The 18,104-nt window shown below is 54.9% G+C and carries 7 protein-coding genes, 2 tRNA genes and 5 rRNA genes; 12 read left to right on the forward strand and 2 right to left on the reverse strand.

Annotation, left to right across the window (positions count from 1 at the left end; all coding sequences use genetic code 11):
* Positions 1–24: 24 nt before the first annotated feature.
* Positions 25–789, forward strand: a complete 765-nt coding sequence (locus KYT87_RS03275) for an SIMPL domain-containing protein (protein WP_104145123.1) — start codon at positions 25–27, stop codon at positions 787–789.
* Here KYT87_RS03275 and lgt read toward each other — a convergent pair.
* Positions 764–1,552, reverse strand: coding sequence for a prolipoprotein diacylglyceryl transferase (lgt, locus tag KYT87_RS03280; RefSeq protein ID WP_046807624.1), 789 nt, complete (start codon positions 1,550–1,552; stop codon positions 764–766). The genes KYT87_RS03275 and lgt overlap by 26 nt on opposite strands.
* Positions 1,553–1,684: 132 nt before the next feature.
* On the opposite strand from lgt, the gene ilvD reads away from it, so the two are divergent.
* The 3 genes from ilvD (at position 1,685) to msrA (ending at position 4,320) form a co-directional block, all read left to right on the forward strand.
* Entirely contained in the window at positions 1,685–3,370 is a 1,686-nt protein-coding gene (gene ilvD / locus KYT87_RS03285; RefSeq protein ID WP_219991690.1) for a dihydroxy-acid dehydratase, read from the forward strand.
* Positions 3,354–3,689, forward strand: coding sequence for a c-type cytochrome (locus KYT87_RS03290; RefSeq protein WP_046807626.1), 336 nt, complete (start codon positions 3,354–3,356; stop codon positions 3,687–3,689). Before ilvD ends, KYT87_RS03290 begins: the two co-directional genes overlap by 17 nt.
* 76 nt (positions 3,690–3,765) lie before the next feature.
* A complete protein-coding gene (msrA, locus tag KYT87_RS03295; protein WP_046807627.1) occupies positions 3,766–4,320 on the forward strand; it encodes a peptide-methionine (S)-S-oxide reductase MsrA in 555 nt (184 codons plus the stop codon).
* Positions 4,321–4,434: 114 nt separating this feature from the next.
* Here the strand turns inward: msrA and hppD are convergent, their stop codons facing one another.
* Positions 4,435–5,547: a 4-hydroxyphenylpyruvate dioxygenase gene (gene hppD / locus KYT87_RS03300; RefSeq protein ID WP_046807628.1), complete on the reverse strand. Its 1,113-nt coding sequence runs from the start codon at positions 5,545–5,547 to the stop codon at positions 4,435–4,437.
* Positions 5,548–5,703: 156 nt separating this feature from the next.
* Here hppD and KYT87_RS03305 point away from each other — a divergent pair, with 156 nt between their 5' ends.
* From KYT87_RS03305 to KYT87_RS03340, 8 genes are all read left to right on the forward strand, one after another.
* A complete protein-coding gene (locus KYT87_RS03305) occupies positions 5,704–6,180 on the forward strand; it encodes an Lrp/AsnC family transcriptional regulator (RefSeq protein WP_006221896.1) in 477 nt (158 codons plus the stop codon).
* 1,071 nt (positions 6,181–7,251) lie between these two features.
* Positions 7,252–8,782: ribosomal RNA gene (locus tag KYT87_RS03310) — 16S ribosomal RNA — on the forward strand.
* Between the two features lie 343 nt (positions 8,783–9,125).
* Positions 9,126–12,010, forward strand: a 23S ribosomal RNA gene (locus KYT87_RS03315).
* A 203-nt stretch (positions 12,011–12,213) separates the two neighbouring features.
* Positions 12,214–12,326: ribosomal RNA gene (rrf, locus tag KYT87_RS03320) — 5S ribosomal RNA — on the forward strand.
* A 704-nt stretch (positions 12,327–13,030) separates the two neighbouring features.
* A 16S ribosomal RNA gene (locus tag KYT87_RS03325) occupies positions 13,031–14,561 on the forward strand.
* Positions 14,562–14,693: 132 nt separating this feature from the next.
* Positions 14,694–14,770: transfer RNA gene (locus KYT87_RS03330), tRNA-Ile, on the forward strand.
* Positions 14,771–14,792: 22 nt separating this feature from the next.
* Positions 14,793–14,868, forward strand: a tRNA-Ala gene (locus KYT87_RS03335).
* Positions 14,869–15,161: 293 nt separating this feature from the next.
* Positions 15,162–18,046, forward strand: a 23S ribosomal RNA gene (locus KYT87_RS03340).
* Together the 16S, 23S and 5S rRNA genes with 2 tRNA genes alongside form the textbook arrangement of a ribosomal RNA operon.
* Positions 18,047–18,104 lie beyond the last annotated feature (58 nt).

The raw sequence follows: 18,104 nt of genomic DNA on the forward strand, positions 1-18,104 counted from the left end.
TGTCCTCTTTCCTAGGACCCGTCCATGTTCAAACACCCTGTTTTTTCGCTGACGAAACTCGGCGCAGCGTGCGCAGCCGTGGCCGCCATCGCCGCCGTGCAACCGGCATACGCACAAGCGCAAGGTGCCGTGGCGCCCGCGGCAGCGGAATCGTCCACGAATCGTTCTCCCGAAATGACGCTGCAAGCCGCGGCCTCATCCGAGGTCAAGCAGGACACCGTTCGCATTTCTTTGACTGCTGAAGTCGATGCCCCCGATCAGCCTGCGGCGGGCAAGAAGCTGACGGCCATCCTGGATGACGTCGTCAAGCGCGCGCGTGACACCAAGGGCGTTGACGTCCGCACGGGCGGTTTCAACGTGTGGCCGAACACGAACAGCAAGGGCAAGATCAGTTCTTGGCGTGGCCAGGGCGAAGTGGTGCTGGAGTCCAGGGACTTCGACGCGGCAGCCGCGTTGGCGTCCAAGCTATCGGACAAGACCGCCATCTCCAACATCGCGTTTTCGCTGTCGCGTGAAGCGCGCGAGGCCGAAGAACGCAAGCTGCTGAAAGAAGCGGCGCAGGCGTTCAAGGATCGCGCCCTGGCCGCGGCAAACGCGTTCGGCTTTTCTGGCTATCGCCTGTCCAAGCTCGAGCTTGGTGGTTCGGGTGGCCCGGTACCGATGCCGCGCATGTTGGGCGCGGCCGCCATGGCTAAAGACGCTTCCGGCGGCTTCAGCCCGGACGTCCCGCTGGAAGCGGGAGACGTCACGGTCAGCGTCGCTGTTAACGGGACGATCGTTTTGCAGTAAGGGTGAACATGATGGCGCCCAAGGCGACCATCGGCACGGACAGCCACTGTCCCATGCTTAAGCCCCCCGCGAGCAGGCCAAGAAAGTTGTCCGGCTCGCGGGTGAATTCCACCAGGAAGCGGAACGTTCCGTAGCCCATCAGGAACAGCCCGCTAACCTGGCCCAGCGGGCGCGGCTTGCTGGAAAACCACCACAGCAATGCAAACAGCACGATGCCTTCCAGGCCCAGCTCATACAGTTGGGACGGATGGCGCGCCAGCCCGTCGCCGCTGTCCGGGAACACCATGGCCCACGGCACATCGGTCGGACGACCCCAAAGCTCGCCATTGATGAAGTTGCCCAGTCGGCCAAAACCCAGGCCCAGCGGGATCAGCGGCGCGATGAAATCACTGATGGCGAAAAACGGCAGCTTCTTCTTGCGGGCGAACAGCAGCATGACGACGATCACGCCTATCAGCCCGCCGTGAAACGACATGCCGCCCTGCCATAGATAGGCGACTTCCAGCGGATGCGCCAAATAGTACGCAGGCTTGTAGAACAGCACATAGCCAAGCCGGCCACCCAGCACCACGCCCAGCACGCTGTAAAAAATCAGGTCTTCAAGGTCGCGCATGTTCAGCGACGTGGTGTGGCCGCTTGTGATGCGCCGACGCCCAAGCACATACACCAGGGCGAAACCCGCCAGATACATCAGCCCGTACCAATGAATGGCCAGCGGCCCGATCTGCAGGGCTACGGGATCGAATTTTGGATATTGCAGCATGTTCTGCCCGACACAATAAAGTTGAATGATAATAACCGGCGAGCACTGAAGATTCGCATGCGTGCAAGCGAGCCAGCTCCCCGGGTGCGTTCGCCATGTCCGCGCCCCGACGGCCGACAGGAGAGACAGACCATGCCGAACAATGAACGTTCCCGCCACATCACCCATGGCGTCGCGCGCGCGCCCAACCGCGCCATGTACTACGCGCTGGGCTACAAGGAAGCCGACTTCGACAACCCCATGATCGGCGTGGCTAACGGCCATTCCACGATCACGCCGTGCAACAGCGGCCTGCAAAGGTTGGCGGACGCGGCCATCGATGCCATCCGCGCATCCAGCGCGAATCCCCAGGTGTTCGGCACGCCCACCATATCCGATGGCATGTCGATGGGCACTGAGGGCATGAAGTATTCACTGGTGTCGCGCGAGGTTATCGCTGACTGCATCGAGACCGCTGCGCAAGGCCAGTGGATGGATGGCGTGGTGGTCATCGGCGGCTGCGACAAGAACATGCCGGGCGGCATGATCGCCCTGGCGCGCACGAACGTGCCCGGCATCTACGTCTATGGCGGCACCATCAAGCCCGGCCATTACAAAGGCAACGACCTGACCATCGTGTCCGTGTTTGAGGCAGTGGGCGAATACACCATGGGGCGCATGCCCGAAGCCGACTTCAAGCAAATCGAAAAATGCGCGATACCTGGCTCGGGTTCCTGTGGCGGCATGTACACCGCCAACACCATGAGCTCTGCCTTCGAAGCCATGGGCATGAGCCTGCCGTATTCCAGCACGATGGCCAACGAGGACGACGAGAAAGTCGTGTCGGCCGCCGAGTCGGCGCGTGTCCTGGTCGATGCGGTGCGGCGCAATCTTCGACCGCGCGACATCATTACGCGCGAATCCATTGAAAACGCCGTGTCCGTCATCATGGCCACTGGCGGCTCGACCAATGCCGTGTTGCACTTCCTGGCTATTGCCCATGCCGCCGAGGTGCCGTGGACCATCGACGACTTCGAAAGGATCCGCAAGCGTGTTCCCGTTCTGTGCGACCTGAAGCCGTCGGGCAAATACGTCGCCACCGATCTGCATCGCGCGGGCGGCATTCCGCAGGTCATGAAGCTGCTGCTTAATGCCGGCCTCTTGCATGGCGACTGCATTACCATCACCGGCAAGACCATCGCAGAGACGCTGGCGGATGTGCCCGATACACCACGCGCGGATCAGGACGTCATCATGCCGCTGGGCCGCGCGCTGTATCCGCAGGGGCATCTGGCGATTCTCAAGGGCAATTTGTCGCCGGAAGGCTGTGTGGCCAAGATCACGGGGCTGAAAAATCCCGTCATGACCGGCCCGGCACGCGTCTTCGATTCCGAGGATGACGCGATGACGGCCATCATGGCGCGGCAGATCAAGGATGGTGACGTCGTTGTCATCCGCTATGAAGGTCCCAAGGGTGGGCCCGGCATGCGCGAAATGTTGGCGCCTACGTCTGCGCTAGTGGGGCAGGGCCTGGGCGAAACGGTCGGGCTCATCACCGATGGCCGTTTTTCCGGCGGCACGTGGGGCATGGTGGTCGGCCACGTCGCGCCTGAAGCCTTCGTTGGCGGCCCGATCGCCCTGATCCAGGAAGGCGATTCGGTTACCATCGATGCCCACAAACTGCTGCTGCAGTTGAACATCAGCGACGAAGACCTGGCGGCTCGTCGCCAGGCCTGGGTCCAGCCCAAGCCGCGTTATACACGCGGTGTGCTTGCCAAATTCGGCAAGCTCGCCAGCACCGCGAGCCGTGGGGCAGTTACCGATGCATTTGAAGATTAGTCTGTGGGTGGCCGCCGCCTGCGTGTTGAGCGCGGGCGCGGTCCAGGCACAAACCACCGGCCTGGATTTGGCCAAAAGCAAGGCCTGTATGGCCTGCCATCAAGTAGAAGCCAAGCGCGTGGGGCCTCCGCTGAAGAGCGTGGCGGAACGTTATGCCGGGCAGGGCGACGCCATGGTGGATTACCTGGCGGGCAAGATTCGCGGTGGCGGTCGTGGCGCGTGGGGCGCGGTTCCCATGCCTGCCCAAACGCATGTCAGCCAGGAAGACGCCCGCCTGCTGGCCGAATGGATATTGTCGCTGGCGCCCGCCAAGCAGTAGTCTTAATCTTTACGTCCCGCGCACGATGCGCGGGGGCGCGGCCCACGAACGGGTCGCCTATAAGAGAGGAATCGTCATGGCAGAACAACCTTCCCCCGGCAACGAGGTCGCCGTCCTTGGCGGCGGCTGCTTCTGGTGCGTCGAAGCGGTCTTCGCTGATCTGCGTGGAGTCAAAAGCGTCTTGCCCGGCTACAGCGGCGGGCACGTCGACAACCCCAGCTACGAGCAAGTGTGCGGCAAAGAGACCGGGCATATCGAAGTGGCCCGAATCGAATTCGACCCGTCGGAGTTGTCGTTCAGCGATTTGCTGCGCGTGTTTTTCGCTACCCACGATCCCACCACGCCGGGGCGCCAGGGCAATGACATTGGCCCGCAGTACGAGTCGGCCATCTTCTGGCAGAACGAGTCGCAGCGCGAGCAGGCCGAAGCGGTCATCGCCGAGGTGGAGGCGCAGCAGGTGTATGACGCGCCCATTGTCACCAAGCTGCTGCCGCCGGCCCGGTTCTGGCAAGCCGAGGACTACCACAGCAATTACTTTGCTTTGCATCCCGAACAAGGCTATTGCCAGTTCGTGATCGCGCCCAAGGTCGCGAAGTTCCGCAAGCAATTCCAGGATCGCCTGAAGCGCTGAGCCCATCTTCGCCGGTGCCCGCGCGTGTGCCGCGGGCAAAAAAAACCTCACCATTTGGTGAGGCTTCAAAGCCGGCGCCGCTGCATGAGCACCGCGCGCCGGCAGGGGAAGCGATTACTCGACGTTCTTCACAACGCCGCGGCGCATCTGGTCCAGCTCGATCGATTCGAACAAGGCCTTGAAATTGCCTTCGCCGAATCCGTCGTTGCCCTTGCGCTGAATGATCTCAAAGAAGATCGGCCCGATCTGGTTTTCCGTGAAGATCTGCAGCAGCAGGCCACCACCCGGCGCGCCGTCCAACAAGATGCGGTTTTTCTGCAGGCGGGCAACGTCTTCGCCGTGGTTGGGCAGGCGGCGGTCCAGCAGCTCGTAGTACGTTTCCGGCGTATCCAGAAACACGACGCCCGACTCGCGCAGCGCCTCAATGGTGCTGTAGATGTCATCCGTGGCCATCGCGATATGCTGGATGCCTTCGCCGCGGTACAGGTCCAGGTACTCCTGGATCTGTCCTTTCTCTTCCGTGCCTTCTTCGTTGATCGGAATGCGGATGTTGCCGCAAGGCGAAGTCATGGCCTTCGACTTCACGCCCGTCACCTTGCCTTCGATATCGAAGTAGCGCACTTCGCGGAAATTGAACAGGCGCTCGTAGAACTCCGACCACTCGGCCATGCGGCCCTTGTGCACGTTGTGCGTCAGGTGATCCACCAGCGTCAGGCCCGCGCCGCGATGGTTCAGGTCGGCCTGCGCATTGTCCGGGTCCACGGGCACGAAGTCCACGTCATAGATGCTGATGTCGCCAATACCGCCGTGGCCTTCCTTGCCGGTCCAGCGGTCAACCAGGTAAATCAGCGAATCGCCGATGCCCTTGATGGCGGGAATGTTCAATTCCATCGGACCACTGTGCGAGTCGAAGCCCCACGCACCCAGCTCCAAGGCGCGCTTGTATGCCGCATTGGCGTCTTGCACGCGAAAACCGATCGCACAGATCGACGGACCGTGCAGTCGCGCGAAGCGTTGTGCAAAGGAATCCGGCTCGGCGTTGATCAGGAAGTTGACGCCGCCCTGGCGATACAGCGTGACATCCTTGTGGCGGTGCTTGGCGATGGCTTTGAAGCCAAGCAGCTCGAACACCTTGCGCAACGCGGCGGGGTCCGGCGCGGCGTACTCAATGAACTCGAACCCGGCGGTGCCCATTGGGTTGTCCCACGGTTGGAATGCGCTGCTCATATGTCTGCTCCCTTGCATCATTTTTCAGGACGACTTGTTCTTCAAGTCTAGAACGAGATTGTAGGTAGGATCGACGGGCAGACAATTGCAAAGATGGCTTCGAAGCCCCTGTCTTCGGCAATAATATTGCTGCAATGGAAAACTTCGGGGCAATAAATGTCTGATATCGAGCTTGACAGGACAGATCTCAGGATCCTGGCCGAACTGCAGCGCGACGGTCGCTTAAGCAACCAGGAACTGGCTGACCGCGTTTCCTTATCCCCCAGCCCATGCTTGAGACGGGTCCGACGGCTGGAAGAAAAGGGCTTCATCAAAAAGTACGTCGCCCTGATCGATGCCGAGAAGGTCGGGCTGGGGCTGTTGGCATACGTGAACATACGCTTGAACAAGCACAGCGGTTCCAGTCACGCACCAATGAGCGACTTCGCACGGGACGTACAGCTGTGGCCAGAGGTAGTCGAGTGCTATGCGATGTCTGGCGATATGGACTACCTTCTCCGGATACAGGTAGCCGACCTGGCGCATTTTTCACGCTTCGCGATGGACACGCTGATGCGCCACCCGGCAGTCATCGATATGCGTTCTTTCTTTGCGCTTCAGCAAATCAAGGAAACGACGGAGCTTCGTCTGTAGGCGCGTCTTTGATGCCTCTCTATATATAGACGCCTTATATATAGAGGCTTCGTCTGTAGACATAGAGGGGCGCTCCCCGTGGGCCTGCACTAGGTGCCCTCCGTACGGTTCCGAAGATATGGCTCCTGACGGCCTCAAAGAGGGTGCGTCCCTTTAAAAGTTCATTTTTCTGCAAAACGGGTGTCAACTTGGCCGGAACGCCAAAAATTCCGTGCTATAGTCTCGCTCCTTCGCAGTTCAGACATTTTTGAACGGCGAAGCCAAGCAGTACGACGGGCTCCGGCCTACCGCCAAGCAGCCAGCGATGGCAGCCAAGCGGGATTGCAAGGAATGGTGCAAATCAGGCAAAAGCCAGTTGCACAGTCTGCAAAAATCGTGCTATAGTCTTGGGCTTGGCTGGTGATGACGAGCAAGGGTTTACCCGGATCGAAATCGCAAGCCACCTGAGTAGTAACCGACCTCTGGTTTCCAGAGTCGCCCTGGCGAAAGCCGGTGGCGGGGTTGCAAGATAGGATGCAAATTAGGCAAGAGCCGGTTGCATAATCTGCAAAAGTCGTGTTATAGTTTCAGGCTTGGCAGTTGCCGAAAACTTAGGGTTTACCCGAATGGGTGGTTCTGATGTTTCGATAGCTGCTAAAGAGAGCAGACCTGGAGAGGTCGCAGGCAAGAAAGCGGTGGCGCGAAAGCGAACGAAGCTGACTTGACAAGCGATAAAAACTTCTTCATAATCTCGCCTCTCTGCTGCTGAAAACAGCAAGCGATGCAAGGCAAAAGCCGCGCAGCGCGGGCAGAATCAGCAGGTAGCAGTAAGCAGTTTGTAGTACCGAATTTGCAGTACCGCTCTTTAACAATTAAACAACCGATAAGTGTGGGCGCTTGATGCGATGCACTGTGATTTAAGTCCGGGGTTAAACCTTGACTTGCTTCACAAGCACAATGAAATCAAGTGCTCACTAGAAGTGAAGTACCTTAGACGTCAAGTTTAAGAACATACCTCACTTCCTTTGAGTAGCGACGTATGACCTGGTTCGGATTTATTCGGACCAAGAATACGAAACAAATACAGAGATTAAACTGAAGAGTTTGATCCTGGCTCAGATTGAACGCTAGCGGGATGCCTTACACATGCAAGTCGAACGGCAGCACGGACTTCGGTCTGGTGGCGAGTGGCGAACGGGTGAGTAATGTATCGGAACGTGCCTAGTAGCGGGGGATAACTACGCGAAAGCGTAGCTAATACCGCATACGCCCTACGGGGGAAAGCAGGGGATCGCAAGACCTTGCACTATTAGAGCGGCCGATATCGGATTAGCTAGTTGGTGGGGTAACGGCTCACCAAGGCGACGATCCGTAGCTGGTTTGAGAGGACGACCAGCCACACTGGGACTGAGACACGGCCCAGACTCCTACGGGAGGCAGCAGTGGGGAATTTTGGACAATGGGGGAAACCCTGATCCAGCCATCCCGCGTGTGCGATGAAGGCCTTCGGGTTGTAAAGCACTTTTGGCAGGAAAGAAACGTCATGGGCTAATACCCCGTGAAACTGACGGTACCTGCAGAATAAGCACCGGCTAACTACGTGCCAGCAGCCGCGGTAATACGTAGGGTGCAAGCGTTAATCGGAATTACTGGGCGTAAAGCGTGCGCAGGCGGTTCGGAAAGAAAGATGTGAAATCCCAGAGCTTAACTTTGGAACTGCATTTTTAACTACCGAGCTAGAGTGTGTCAGAGGGAGGTGGAATTCCGCGTGTAGCAGTGAAATGCGTAGATATGCGGAGGAACACCGATGGCGAAGGCAGCCTCCTGGGATAACACTGACGCTCATGCACGAAAGCGTGGGGAGCAAACAGGATTAGATACCCTGGTAGTCCACGCCCTAAACGATGTCAACTAGCTGTTGGGGCCTTCGGGCCTTGGTAGCGCAGCTAACGCGTGAAGTTGACCGCCTGGGGAGTACGGTCGCAAGATTAAAACTCAAAGGAATTGACGGGGACCCGCACAAGCGGTGGATGATGTGGATTAATTCGATGCAACGCGAAAAACCTTACCTACCCTTGACATGTCTGGAATTCCGAAGAGATTTGGAAGTGCTCGCAAGAGAACCGGAACACAGGTGCTGCATGGCTGTCGTCAGCTCGTGTCGTGAGATGTTGGGTTAAGTCCCGCAACGAGCGCAACCCTTGTCATTAGTTGCTACGAAAGGGCACTCTAATGAGACTGCCGGTGACAAACCGGAGGAAGGTGGGGATGACGTCAAGTCCTCATGGCCCTTATGGGTAGGGCTTCACACGTCATACAATGGTCGGGACAGAGGGTCGCCAACCCGCGAGGGGGAGCCAATCCCAGAAACCCGATCGTAGTCCGGATCGCAGTCTGCAACTCGACTGCGTGAAGTCGGAATCGCTAGTAATCGCGGATCAGCATGTCGCGGTGAATACGTTCCCGGGTCTTGTACACACCGCCCGTCACACCATGGGAGTGGGTTTTACCAGAAGTAGTTAGCCTAACCGTAAGGGGGGCGATTACCACGGTAGGATTCATGACTGGGGTGAAGTCGTAACAAGGTAGCCGTATCGGAAGGTGCGGCTGGATCACCTCCTTTCAGAGCTTAAGTGCTCGTGTTAAGCGTCCACTCTTATCGGTTGTTTTTTGTAGCTGGGGTCAATCTTGTTTGGGCCCCGCGTAGAAGCTAACGCATAGCGCTGCTTGCAGCGCTATGCGTTGGGTTTTACTCAACAGCTATATCGTTCTTTAACAATCTGGAAGAAGCACAACGAAATGTACTTATTAAGTACTCGGCGCAAGCTGAAGAAAATAAGTACGGGTTGTGATTGCATTATTTTGTTCCAAGTTCTCAAGACTGGGGTGAATAACCTCAGACTGCTTTGAAACTTATGAACGGCACAAACGCTAATACTCAGGTCCTATAGCCTACAGCGTTATAGGATCAAGCGACTAAGTGCATATGGTGGATGCCTTGGCGATCACAGGCGATGAAGGACGTAGTAGCCTGCGAAAAGCTACGGGGAGCTGGCAAACAAGCTTTGATCCGTAGATGTCCGAATGGGGAAACCCACTGCAGCAATGCAGTATCCCTAGCTGAATACATAGGCTAGTGGAAGCGAACCGGGTGAACTGAAACATCTCAGTAGCTCGAGGAAAAGAAATCAACCGAGATTCCGAAAGTAGTGGCGAGCGAAATCGGAAGAGCCTTTACGTTTTAGCATGCAAGATAGTCGAACGGAATGGAAAGTCCGGCCGTAGCAGGTGATAGCCCTGTAGATGAAATCTTGTGTGTGGAACTAAGCGTAAGACAAGTAGGGCGGGACACGTGAAATCCTGTTTGAAGATGGGGGGACCATCCTCCAAGGCTAAATACTCGTGATCGACCGATAGTGAACCAGTACCGTGAGGGAAAGGCGAAAAGAACCCCGGAAGGGGAGTGAAATAGATCCTGAAACCGTATGCATACAAACAGTAGGAGCCTCCTTGTGGGGTGACTGCGTACCTTTTGTATAATGGGTCAGCGACTTACATTCAGTGGCAAGGTTAACCGAATAGGGAAGCCGTAGCGAAAGCGAGTCCGAATAGGGCGATTCAGTCGCTGGGTGTAGACCCGAAACCAGATGATCTATCCATGGCCAGGTTGAAGGCACGGTAACACGTGCTGGAGGACCGAACCCACTAATGTTGAAAAATTAGGGGATGAGCTGTGGATAGGGGTGAAAGGCTAAACAAATCTGGAAATAGCTGGTTCTCTCCGAAAACTATTTAGGTAGTGCCTCAAGTATTACTGCGGGGGGTAGAGCACTGTTATAGCTAGGGGGTCATGGCGACTTACCAAACTATGGCAAACTCCGAATACCCGCAAGTACAGCTTGGGAGACAGAGCACCGGGTGCTAACGTCCGGACTCAAGAGGGAAACAACCCAGACCGCCAGCTAAGGTCCCGAATTATCGCTAAGTGGGAAACGAAGTGGGAAGGCATAGACAGTCAGGAGGTTGGCTTAGAAGCAGCCATCCTTTAAAGAAAGCGTAATAGCTCACTGATCGAGTCGTCCTGCGCGGAAGATGTAACGGGGCTAAGCGATAAACCGAAGCTGCGGGTGTGCACTTTTAGTGCACGCGGTAGGAGAGCGTTCTGTAAGCCTGCGAAGGTGGCTTGTAAAGGCTGCTGGAGGTATCAGAAGTGCGAATGCTGACATGAGTAGCGATAAAGGGGGTGAAAAGCCCCCTCGCCGTAAGTCCAAGGTTTCCTGCGCAACGTTCATCGGCGCAGGGTGAGTCGGCCCCTAAGGCGAGGCAGAGATGCGTAGCTGATGGGAAACTGGTTAATATTCCAGTACCGTCGTACAGTGCGATGGGGGGACGGATCGCGGAAGATCATCAGGGTGTTGGATGTCCCTGTTGCTGTATCGAAGATGGCGCTTAGGCAAATCCGGGCGCGTAAATCAAGGGTATGGCACGAGCGAGCATTGCTTGCGAAGTGATTGGAAGTGGTTCCAAGAAAAGCCTCTAAGCTTCAGCTGTACGAGACCGTACCGCAAACCGACACAGGTGGACGGGATGAATATTCCAAGGCGCTTGAGAGAACTCAGGAGAAGGAACTCGGCAAATTGATACCGTAACTTCGGGAGAAGGTATACCCCGGTAGTGTGAAGCGCCTGCGCGCTTAGCATGATGGGGTCGCAGAGAATCGGTGGCTGCGACTGTTTATTAAAAACACAGCACTCTGCAAAGACGAAAGTCGACGTATAGGGTGTGACGCCTGCCCGGTGCCGGAAGGTTAAGTGATGGGGTGCAAGCTCTTGATCGAAGCCCCGGTAAACGGCGGCCGTAACTATAACGGTCCTAAGGTAGCGAAATTCCTTGTCGGGTAAGTTCCGACCTGCACGAATGGCGTAACGATGGCCACACTGTCTCCTCCTGAGACTCAGCGAAGTTGAAGTGTTTGTGATGATGCAATCTACCCGCGGCTAGACGGAAAGACCCCATGAACCTTTACTGTAGCTTTGCATTGATCTGTGAACCGGCCTGTGTAGGATAGGTGGGAGGCTTTGAAGCGTGGTCGCTAGATCACGTGGAGCCATCCTTGAAATACCACCCTGGTTTGTTTGCGGTTCTAACCTTGGTCCGTTATCCGGATCGGGGACAGTGCATGGTGGGCAGTTTGACTGGGGCGGTCTCCTCCCAAAGTGTAACGGAGGAGTTCGAAGGTACGCTAGGTACGGTCGGAAATCGTGCTGATAGTGCAATGGCATAAGCGTGCTTGACTGTGAGACTGACAAGTCGAACAGGTGCGAAAGCAGGACATAGTGATCCGGTGGTTCTGAATGGAAGGGCCATCGCTCAACGGATAAAAGGTACTCTGGGGATAACAGGCTGATACCGCCCAAGAGTTCATATCGACGGCGGTGTTTGGCACCTCGATGTCGGCTCATCTCATCCTGGGGCTGTAGCCGGTCCCAAGGGTATGGCTGTTCGCCATTTAAAGAGGTACGTGAGCTGGGTTTAAAACGTCGTGAGACAGTTTGGTCCCTATCTGCCGTGGGCGTTGGATACTTGACGGAGCCTGCTCCTAGTACGAGAGGACCGGAGTGGACGTACCTCTGGTGTACCGGTTGTCATGCCAATGGCATTGCCGGGTAGCTAAGTACGGAAGAGATAACCGCTGAAGGCATCTAAGCGGGAAACTCGTCTGAAGATTAGGTATCCCGGGGACTTGATCCCCCTAAAGAGTCGTTCGAGACCAGGACGTTGATAGGTCGGGTGTGGAAGCGCAGTAATGCGTTAAGCTAACCGATACTAATTGCTCGTGAGGCTTGATCCTATAACACTGATGGTTATTGACCTGGTGATATAGCGTTCCAAGTGTCGTTCAATACAAAATCTGGCTGCACCGTCAGCAGCCAGCCAACACCAATTACGACCCCCCTGTGCATGATCATCGAGCTAGCCTCTGATCATCCACACGTTGTGTTTCTTCCAAGATTGGAGCCGTTGCGTTAACCCGCAACCGCTCAACCAGTTACGCCTGACGACCATAGCAAGGTGGTACCACTCCTTCCCATCCCGAACAGGACAGTGAAACGCCTTCGCGCCGATGATAGTGGACGGACGTCTGTGAAAGTAGGTCATCGTCAGGCTTTTATTGCGCAAAACCCCACAGGTAATCCTGTGGGGTTTTGTTTTCTATATAAGTGAGAAGCTATATTTCTCGCCGCTGTAAGATGAAGAAATTCAGAAAACAGCAGCGTGCAAGACGGTGCAAAATAGGCAAGAGCCAGTTGCATAACTTGTAGAAAAGATGTTATAGTGGCGAGCTTGGCTGCTGCCGAAAGTTCAGGGTAACTGCCCCGATATTTCGACAGCTGCTAAAAGAGAGGAGCTGGCGGAAACGCTGGTGAGAGGCCTGAAGGCTACGTAAGCCAGGCAGTGCAACAGATGATCCGCTCCAAGCGAACAGATGTGACACTGGTTTGACAAGCGATAAAAAACCCTTCATAATCTCGTTTCTCTGCTGCTGAAAACAGCAAGCGACGCAAGGCAAAAGCCGCGCAGCGCGGGCAGGATCAGCAGGTAGCAGTAAGCAGTTTGTAGTACCGAATTTGCAGTACCGCTCTTTAACAATTAAACAACCGATAAGTGTGGGCGCTTGATGCGATGCACTGTGATTTAAGTCCGGGGTTAAACCTTGACTTGCTTCACAAGCACAATGAAATCAAGTGCTCACTAGAAGTGAAGTACCTTAGACGTCAAGTTTAAGAACATACCTCACTTCCTTTGAGTAGCGACGTATGACCTGGTTCGGATTTATTCGGACCAAGAATACGAAACAAATACAGAGATTAAACTGAAGAGTTTGATCCTGGCTCAGATTGAACGCTAGCGGGATGCCTTACACATGCAAGTCGAACGGCAGCACGGACTTCGGTCTGGTGGCGAGTGGCGAACGGGTGAGTAATGTATCGGAACGTGCCTAGTAGCGGGGGATAACTACGCGAAAGCGTAGCTAATACCGCATACGCCCTACGGGGGAAAGCAGGGGATCGCAAGACCTTGCACTATTAGAGCGGCCGATATCGGATTAGCTAGTTGGTGGGGTAACGGCTCACCAAGGCGACGATCCGTAGCTGGTTTGAGAGGACGACCAGCCACACTGGGACTGAGACACGGCCCAGACTCCTACGGGAGGCAGCAGTGGGGAATTTTGGACAATGGGGGAAACCCTGATCCAGCCATCCCGCGTGTGCGATGAAGGCCTTCGGGTTGTAAAGCACTTTTGGCAGGAAAGAAACGTCATGGGCTAATACCCCGTGAAACTGACGGTACCTGCAGAATAAGCACCGGCTAACTACGTGCCAGCAGCCGCGGTAATACGTAGGGTGCAAGCGTTAATCGGAATTACTGGGCGTAAAGCGTGCGCAGGCGGTTCGGAAAGAAAGATGTGAAATCCCAGAGCTTAACTTTGGAACTGCATTTTTAACTACCGAGCTAGAGTGTGTCAGAGGGAGGTGGAATTCCGCGTGTAGCAGTGAAATGCGTAGATATGCGGAGGAACACCGATGGCGAAGGCAGCCTCCTGGGATAACACTGACGCTCATGCACGAAAGCGTGGGGAGCAAACAGGATTAGATACCCTGGTAGTCCACGCCCTAAACGATGTCAACTAGCTGTTGGGGCCTTCGGGCCTTGGTAGCGCAGCTAACGCGTGAAGTTGACCGCCTGGGGAGTACGGTCGCAAGATTAAAACTCAAAGGAATTGACGGGGACCCGCACAAGCGGTGGATGATGTGGATTAATTCGATGCAACGCGAAAAACCTTACCTACCCTTGACATGTCTGGAATTCCGAAGAGATTTGGAAGTGCTCGCAAGAGAACCGGAACACAGGTGCTGCATGGCTGTCGTCAGCTCGTGTCGTGAGATGTTGGGTTAAGTCCCGCAACGAGCGCAACCCTTGTCATTAGTTGCTACGAAAGGGCACTCTAATGAGACTGCCGGTGACAAACCGGAGGAAGGTGGGGATGACGTCAAGTCCTCATGGCCCTTATGGGTAGGGCTTCACACGTCATACAATGGTCGGGACAGAGGGTCGCCAACCCGCGAGGGGGAGCCAATCCCAGAAACCCGATCGTAGTCCGGATCGCAGTCTGCAACTCGACTGCGTGAAGTCGGAATCGCTAGTAATCGCGGATCAGCATGTCGCGGTGAATACGTTCCCGGGTCTTGTACACACCGCCCGTCACACCATGGGAGTGGGTTTTACCAGAAGTAGTTAGCCTAACCGTAAGGGGGGCGATTACCACGGTAGGATTCATGACTGGGGTGAAGTCGTAACAAGGTAGCCGTATCGGAAGGTGCGGCTGGATCACCTCCTTTCAGAGCTTAAGTGCTCGTGTTAAGCGTCCACTCTTATCGGTTGTTTGATATAGCTGGGATCAGTTGTAGGCTTGGGTCGAGGGAATCTTCCCTGGGTCTTCAGCTACCTGACTACTGATCCGAGAAGGTTTTGGGTCTGTAGCTCAGTTGGTTAGAGCACCGTCTTGATAAGGCGGGGGTCGTTGGTTCGAATCCAACCAGACCCACCAAGTATTCTGCCATGCAGGATATGGGGGTGTAGCTCAGCTGGGAGAGCGCCTGCTTTGCAAGCAGGATGTCATCGGTTCGATCCCGTTCACCTCCACCATTGATTCTCATAATCGCCCCGGTGGTGATGTAGAGGCTAACTCATAGCGCTGTTGTCAGCGTTATGAGTTAGGTTTTACCTAACAGCTATATTCGTTCTTTAACAATCTGGAAGAAGCACAACGAAATGTACTTATTAAGTACTCGGCGCAAGTCGAAGAAAATAAGTACGGGTTGTGATTGCATTATTTTGTTCCAAGTTCTCAAGACTGGGGTGAATAACCTCAGACTGCTTTGAAACTTATGAACGGCACAAACGCTAATACTCAGGTCCTATAGCCTACAGCGTTATAGGATCAAGCGACTAAGTGCATATGGTGGATGCCTTGGCGATCACAGGCGATGAAGGACGTAGTAGCCTGCGAAAAGCTACGGGGAGCTGGCAAACAAGCTTTGATCCGTAGATGTCCGAATGGGGAAACCCACTGCAGCAATGCAGTATCCCTAGCTGAATACATAGGCTAGTGGAAGCGAACCGGGTGAACTGAAACATCTCAGTAGCTCGAGGAAAAGAAATCAACCGAGATTCCGAAAGTAGTGGCGAGCGAAATCGGAAGAGCCTTTACGTTTTAGCATGCAAGATAGTCGAACGGAATGGAAAGTCCGGCCGTAGCAGGTGATAGCCCTGTAGATGAAATCTTGTGTGTGGAACTAAGCGTAAGACAAGTAGGGCGGGACACGTGAAATCCTGTTTGAAGATGGGGGGACCATCCTCCAAGGCTAAATACTCGTGATCGACCGATAGTGAACCAGTACCGTGAGGGAAAGGCGAAAAGAACCCCGGAAGGGGAGTGAAATAGATCCTGAAACCGTATGCATACAAACAGTAGGAGCCTCCTTGTGGGGTGACTGCGTACCTTTTGTATAATGGGTCAGCGACTTACATTCAGTGGCAAGGTTAACCGAATAGGGAAGCCGTAGCGAAAGCGAGTCCGAATAGGGCGATTCAGTCGCTGGGTGTAGACCCGAAACCAGATGATCTATCCATGGCCAGGTTGAAGGCACGGTAACACGTGCTGGAGGACCGAACCCACTAATGTTGAAAAATTAGGGGATGAGCTGTGGATAGGGGTGAAAGGCTAAACAAATCTGGAAATAGCTGGTTCTCTCCGAAAACTATTTAGGTAGTGCCTCAAGTATTACTGCGGGGGGTAGAGCACTGTTATAGCTAGGGGGTCATGGCGACTTACCAAACTATGGCAAACTCCGAATACCCGCAAGTACAGCTTGGGAGACAGAGCACCGGGTGCTAACGTCCGGACTCAAGAGGGAAACAACCCAGACCGCCAGCTAAGGTCCCGAATTATCGCTAAGTGGGAAACGAAGTGGGAAGGCATAGACAGTCAGGAGGTTGGCTTAGAAGCAGCCATCCTTTAAAGAAAGCGTAATAGCTCACTGATCGAGTCGTCCTGCGCGGAAGATGTAACGGGGCTAAGCGATAAACCGAAGCTGCGGGTGTGCACTTTTAGTGCACGCGGTAGGAGAGCGTTCTGTAAGCCTGCGAAGGTGGCTTGTAAAGGCTGCTGGAGGTATCAGAAGTGCGAATGCTGACATGAGTAGCGATAAAGGGGGTGAAAAGCCCCCTCGCCGTAAGTCCAAGGTTTCCTGCGCAACGTTCATCGGCGCAGGGTGAGTCGGCCCCTAAGGCGAGGCAGAGATGCGTAGCTGATGGGAAACTGGTTAATATTCCAGTACCGTCGTACAGTGCGATGGGGGGACGGATCGCGGAAGATCATCAGGGTGTTGGATGTCCCTGTTGCTGTATCGAAGATGGCGCTTAGGCAAATCCGGGCGCGTAAATCAAGGGTATGGCACGAGCGAGCATTGCTTGCGAAGTGATTGGAAGTGGTTCCAAGAAAAGCCTCTAAGCTTCAGCTGTACGAGACCGTACCGCAAACCGACACAGGTGGACGGGATGAATATTCCAAGGCGCTTGAGAGAACTCAGGAGAAGGAACTCGGCAAATTGATACCGTAACTTCGGGAGAAGGTATACCCCGGTAGTGTGAAGCGCCTGCGCGCTTAGCATGATGGGGTCGCAGAGAATCGGTGGCTGCGACTGTTTATTAAAAACACAGCACTCTGCAAAGACGAAAGTCGACGTATAGGGTGTGACGCCTGCCCGGTGCCGGAAGGTTAAGTGATGGGGTGCAAGCTCTTGATCGAAGCCCCGGTAAACGGCGGCCGTAACTATAACGGTCCTAAGGTAGCGAAATTCCTTGTCGGGTAAGTTCCGACCTGCACGAATGGCGTAACGATGGCCACACTGTCTCCTCCTGAGACTCAGCGAAGTTGAAGTGTTTGTGATGATGCAATCTACCCGCGGCTAGACGGAAAGACCCCATGAACCTTTACTGTAGCTTTGCATTGATCTGTGAACCGGCCTGTGTAGGATAGGTGGGAGGCTTTGAAGCGTGGTCGCTAGATCACGTGGAGCCATCCTTGAAATACCACCCTGGTTTGTTTGCGGTTCTAACCTTGGTCCGTTATCCGGATCGGGGACAGTGCATGGTGGGCAGTTTGACTGGGGCGGTCTCCTCCCAAAGTGTAACGGAGGAGTTCGAAGGTACGCTAGGTACGGTCGGAAATCGTGCTGATAGTGCAATGGCATAAGCGTGCTTGACTGTGAGACTGACAAGTCGAACAGGTGCGAAAGCAGGACATAGTGATCCGGTGGTTCTGAATGGAAGGGCCATCGCTCAACGGATAAAAGGTACTCTGGGGATAACAGGCTGATACCGCCCAAGAGTTCATATCGACGGCGGTGTTTGGCACCTCGATGTCGGCTCATCTCATCCTGGGGCTGTAGCCGGTCCCAAGGGTATGGCTGTTCGCCATTTAAAGAGGTACGTGAGCTGGGTTTAAAACGTCGTGAGACAGTTTGGTCCCTATCTGCCGTGGGCGTTGGATACTTGACGGAGCCTGCTCCTAGTACGAGAGGACCGGAGTGGACGTACCTCTGGTGTACCGGTTGTCATGCCAATGGCATTGCCGGGTAGCTAAGTACGGAAGAGATAACCGCTGAAGGCATCTAAGCGGGAAACTCGTCTGAAGATTAGGTATCCCGGGGACTTGATCCCCCTAAAGAGTCGTTCGAGACCAGGACGTTGATAGGTCGGGTGTGGAAGCGCAGTAATGCGTTAAGCTAACCGATACTAATTGCTCGTGAGGCTTGATCCTATAACACTGATGGTTATTGACCTGGTGATATAGCGTTCCAAGTGTCGTTCAATACAAA

Origin of the sequence: Achromobacter sp. ES-001, from assembly GCF_019448355.1 — a bacterium.
Taxonomy (GTDB): domain Bacteria; phylum Pseudomonadota; class Gammaproteobacteria; order Burkholderiales; family Burkholderiaceae_B; genus Achromobacter; species Achromobacter spanius_B.

Coding starts and splice junctions, on each gene's coding strand:
- KYT87_RS03275 (WP_104145123.1), top strand. CDS start 25: ATGTTCAAACACCCTGTTTTTTCGCTGACGAAACTCGGCGCAGCGTGC.
- lgt (WP_046807624.1), bottom strand. CDS start 1,552: ATGCTGCAATATCCAAAATTCGATCCCGTAGCCCTGCAGATCGGGCCG.
- ilvD (WP_219991690.1), top strand. CDS start 1,685: ATGCCGAACAATGAACGTTCCCGCCACATCACCCATGGCGTCGCGCGC.
- KYT87_RS03290 (WP_046807626.1), top strand. CDS start 3,354: ATGCATTTGAAGATTAGTCTGTGGGTGGCCGCCGCCTGCGTGTTGAGC.
- msrA (WP_046807627.1), top strand. CDS start 3,766: ATGGCAGAACAACCTTCCCCCGGCAACGAGGTCGCCGTCCTTGGCGGC.
- hppD (WP_046807628.1), bottom strand. CDS start 5,547: ATGAGCAGCGCATTCCAACCGTGGGACAACCCAATGGGCACCGCCGGG.
- KYT87_RS03305 (WP_006221896.1), top strand. CDS start 5,704: ATGTCTGATATCGAGCTTGACAGGACAGATCTCAGGATCCTGGCCGAA.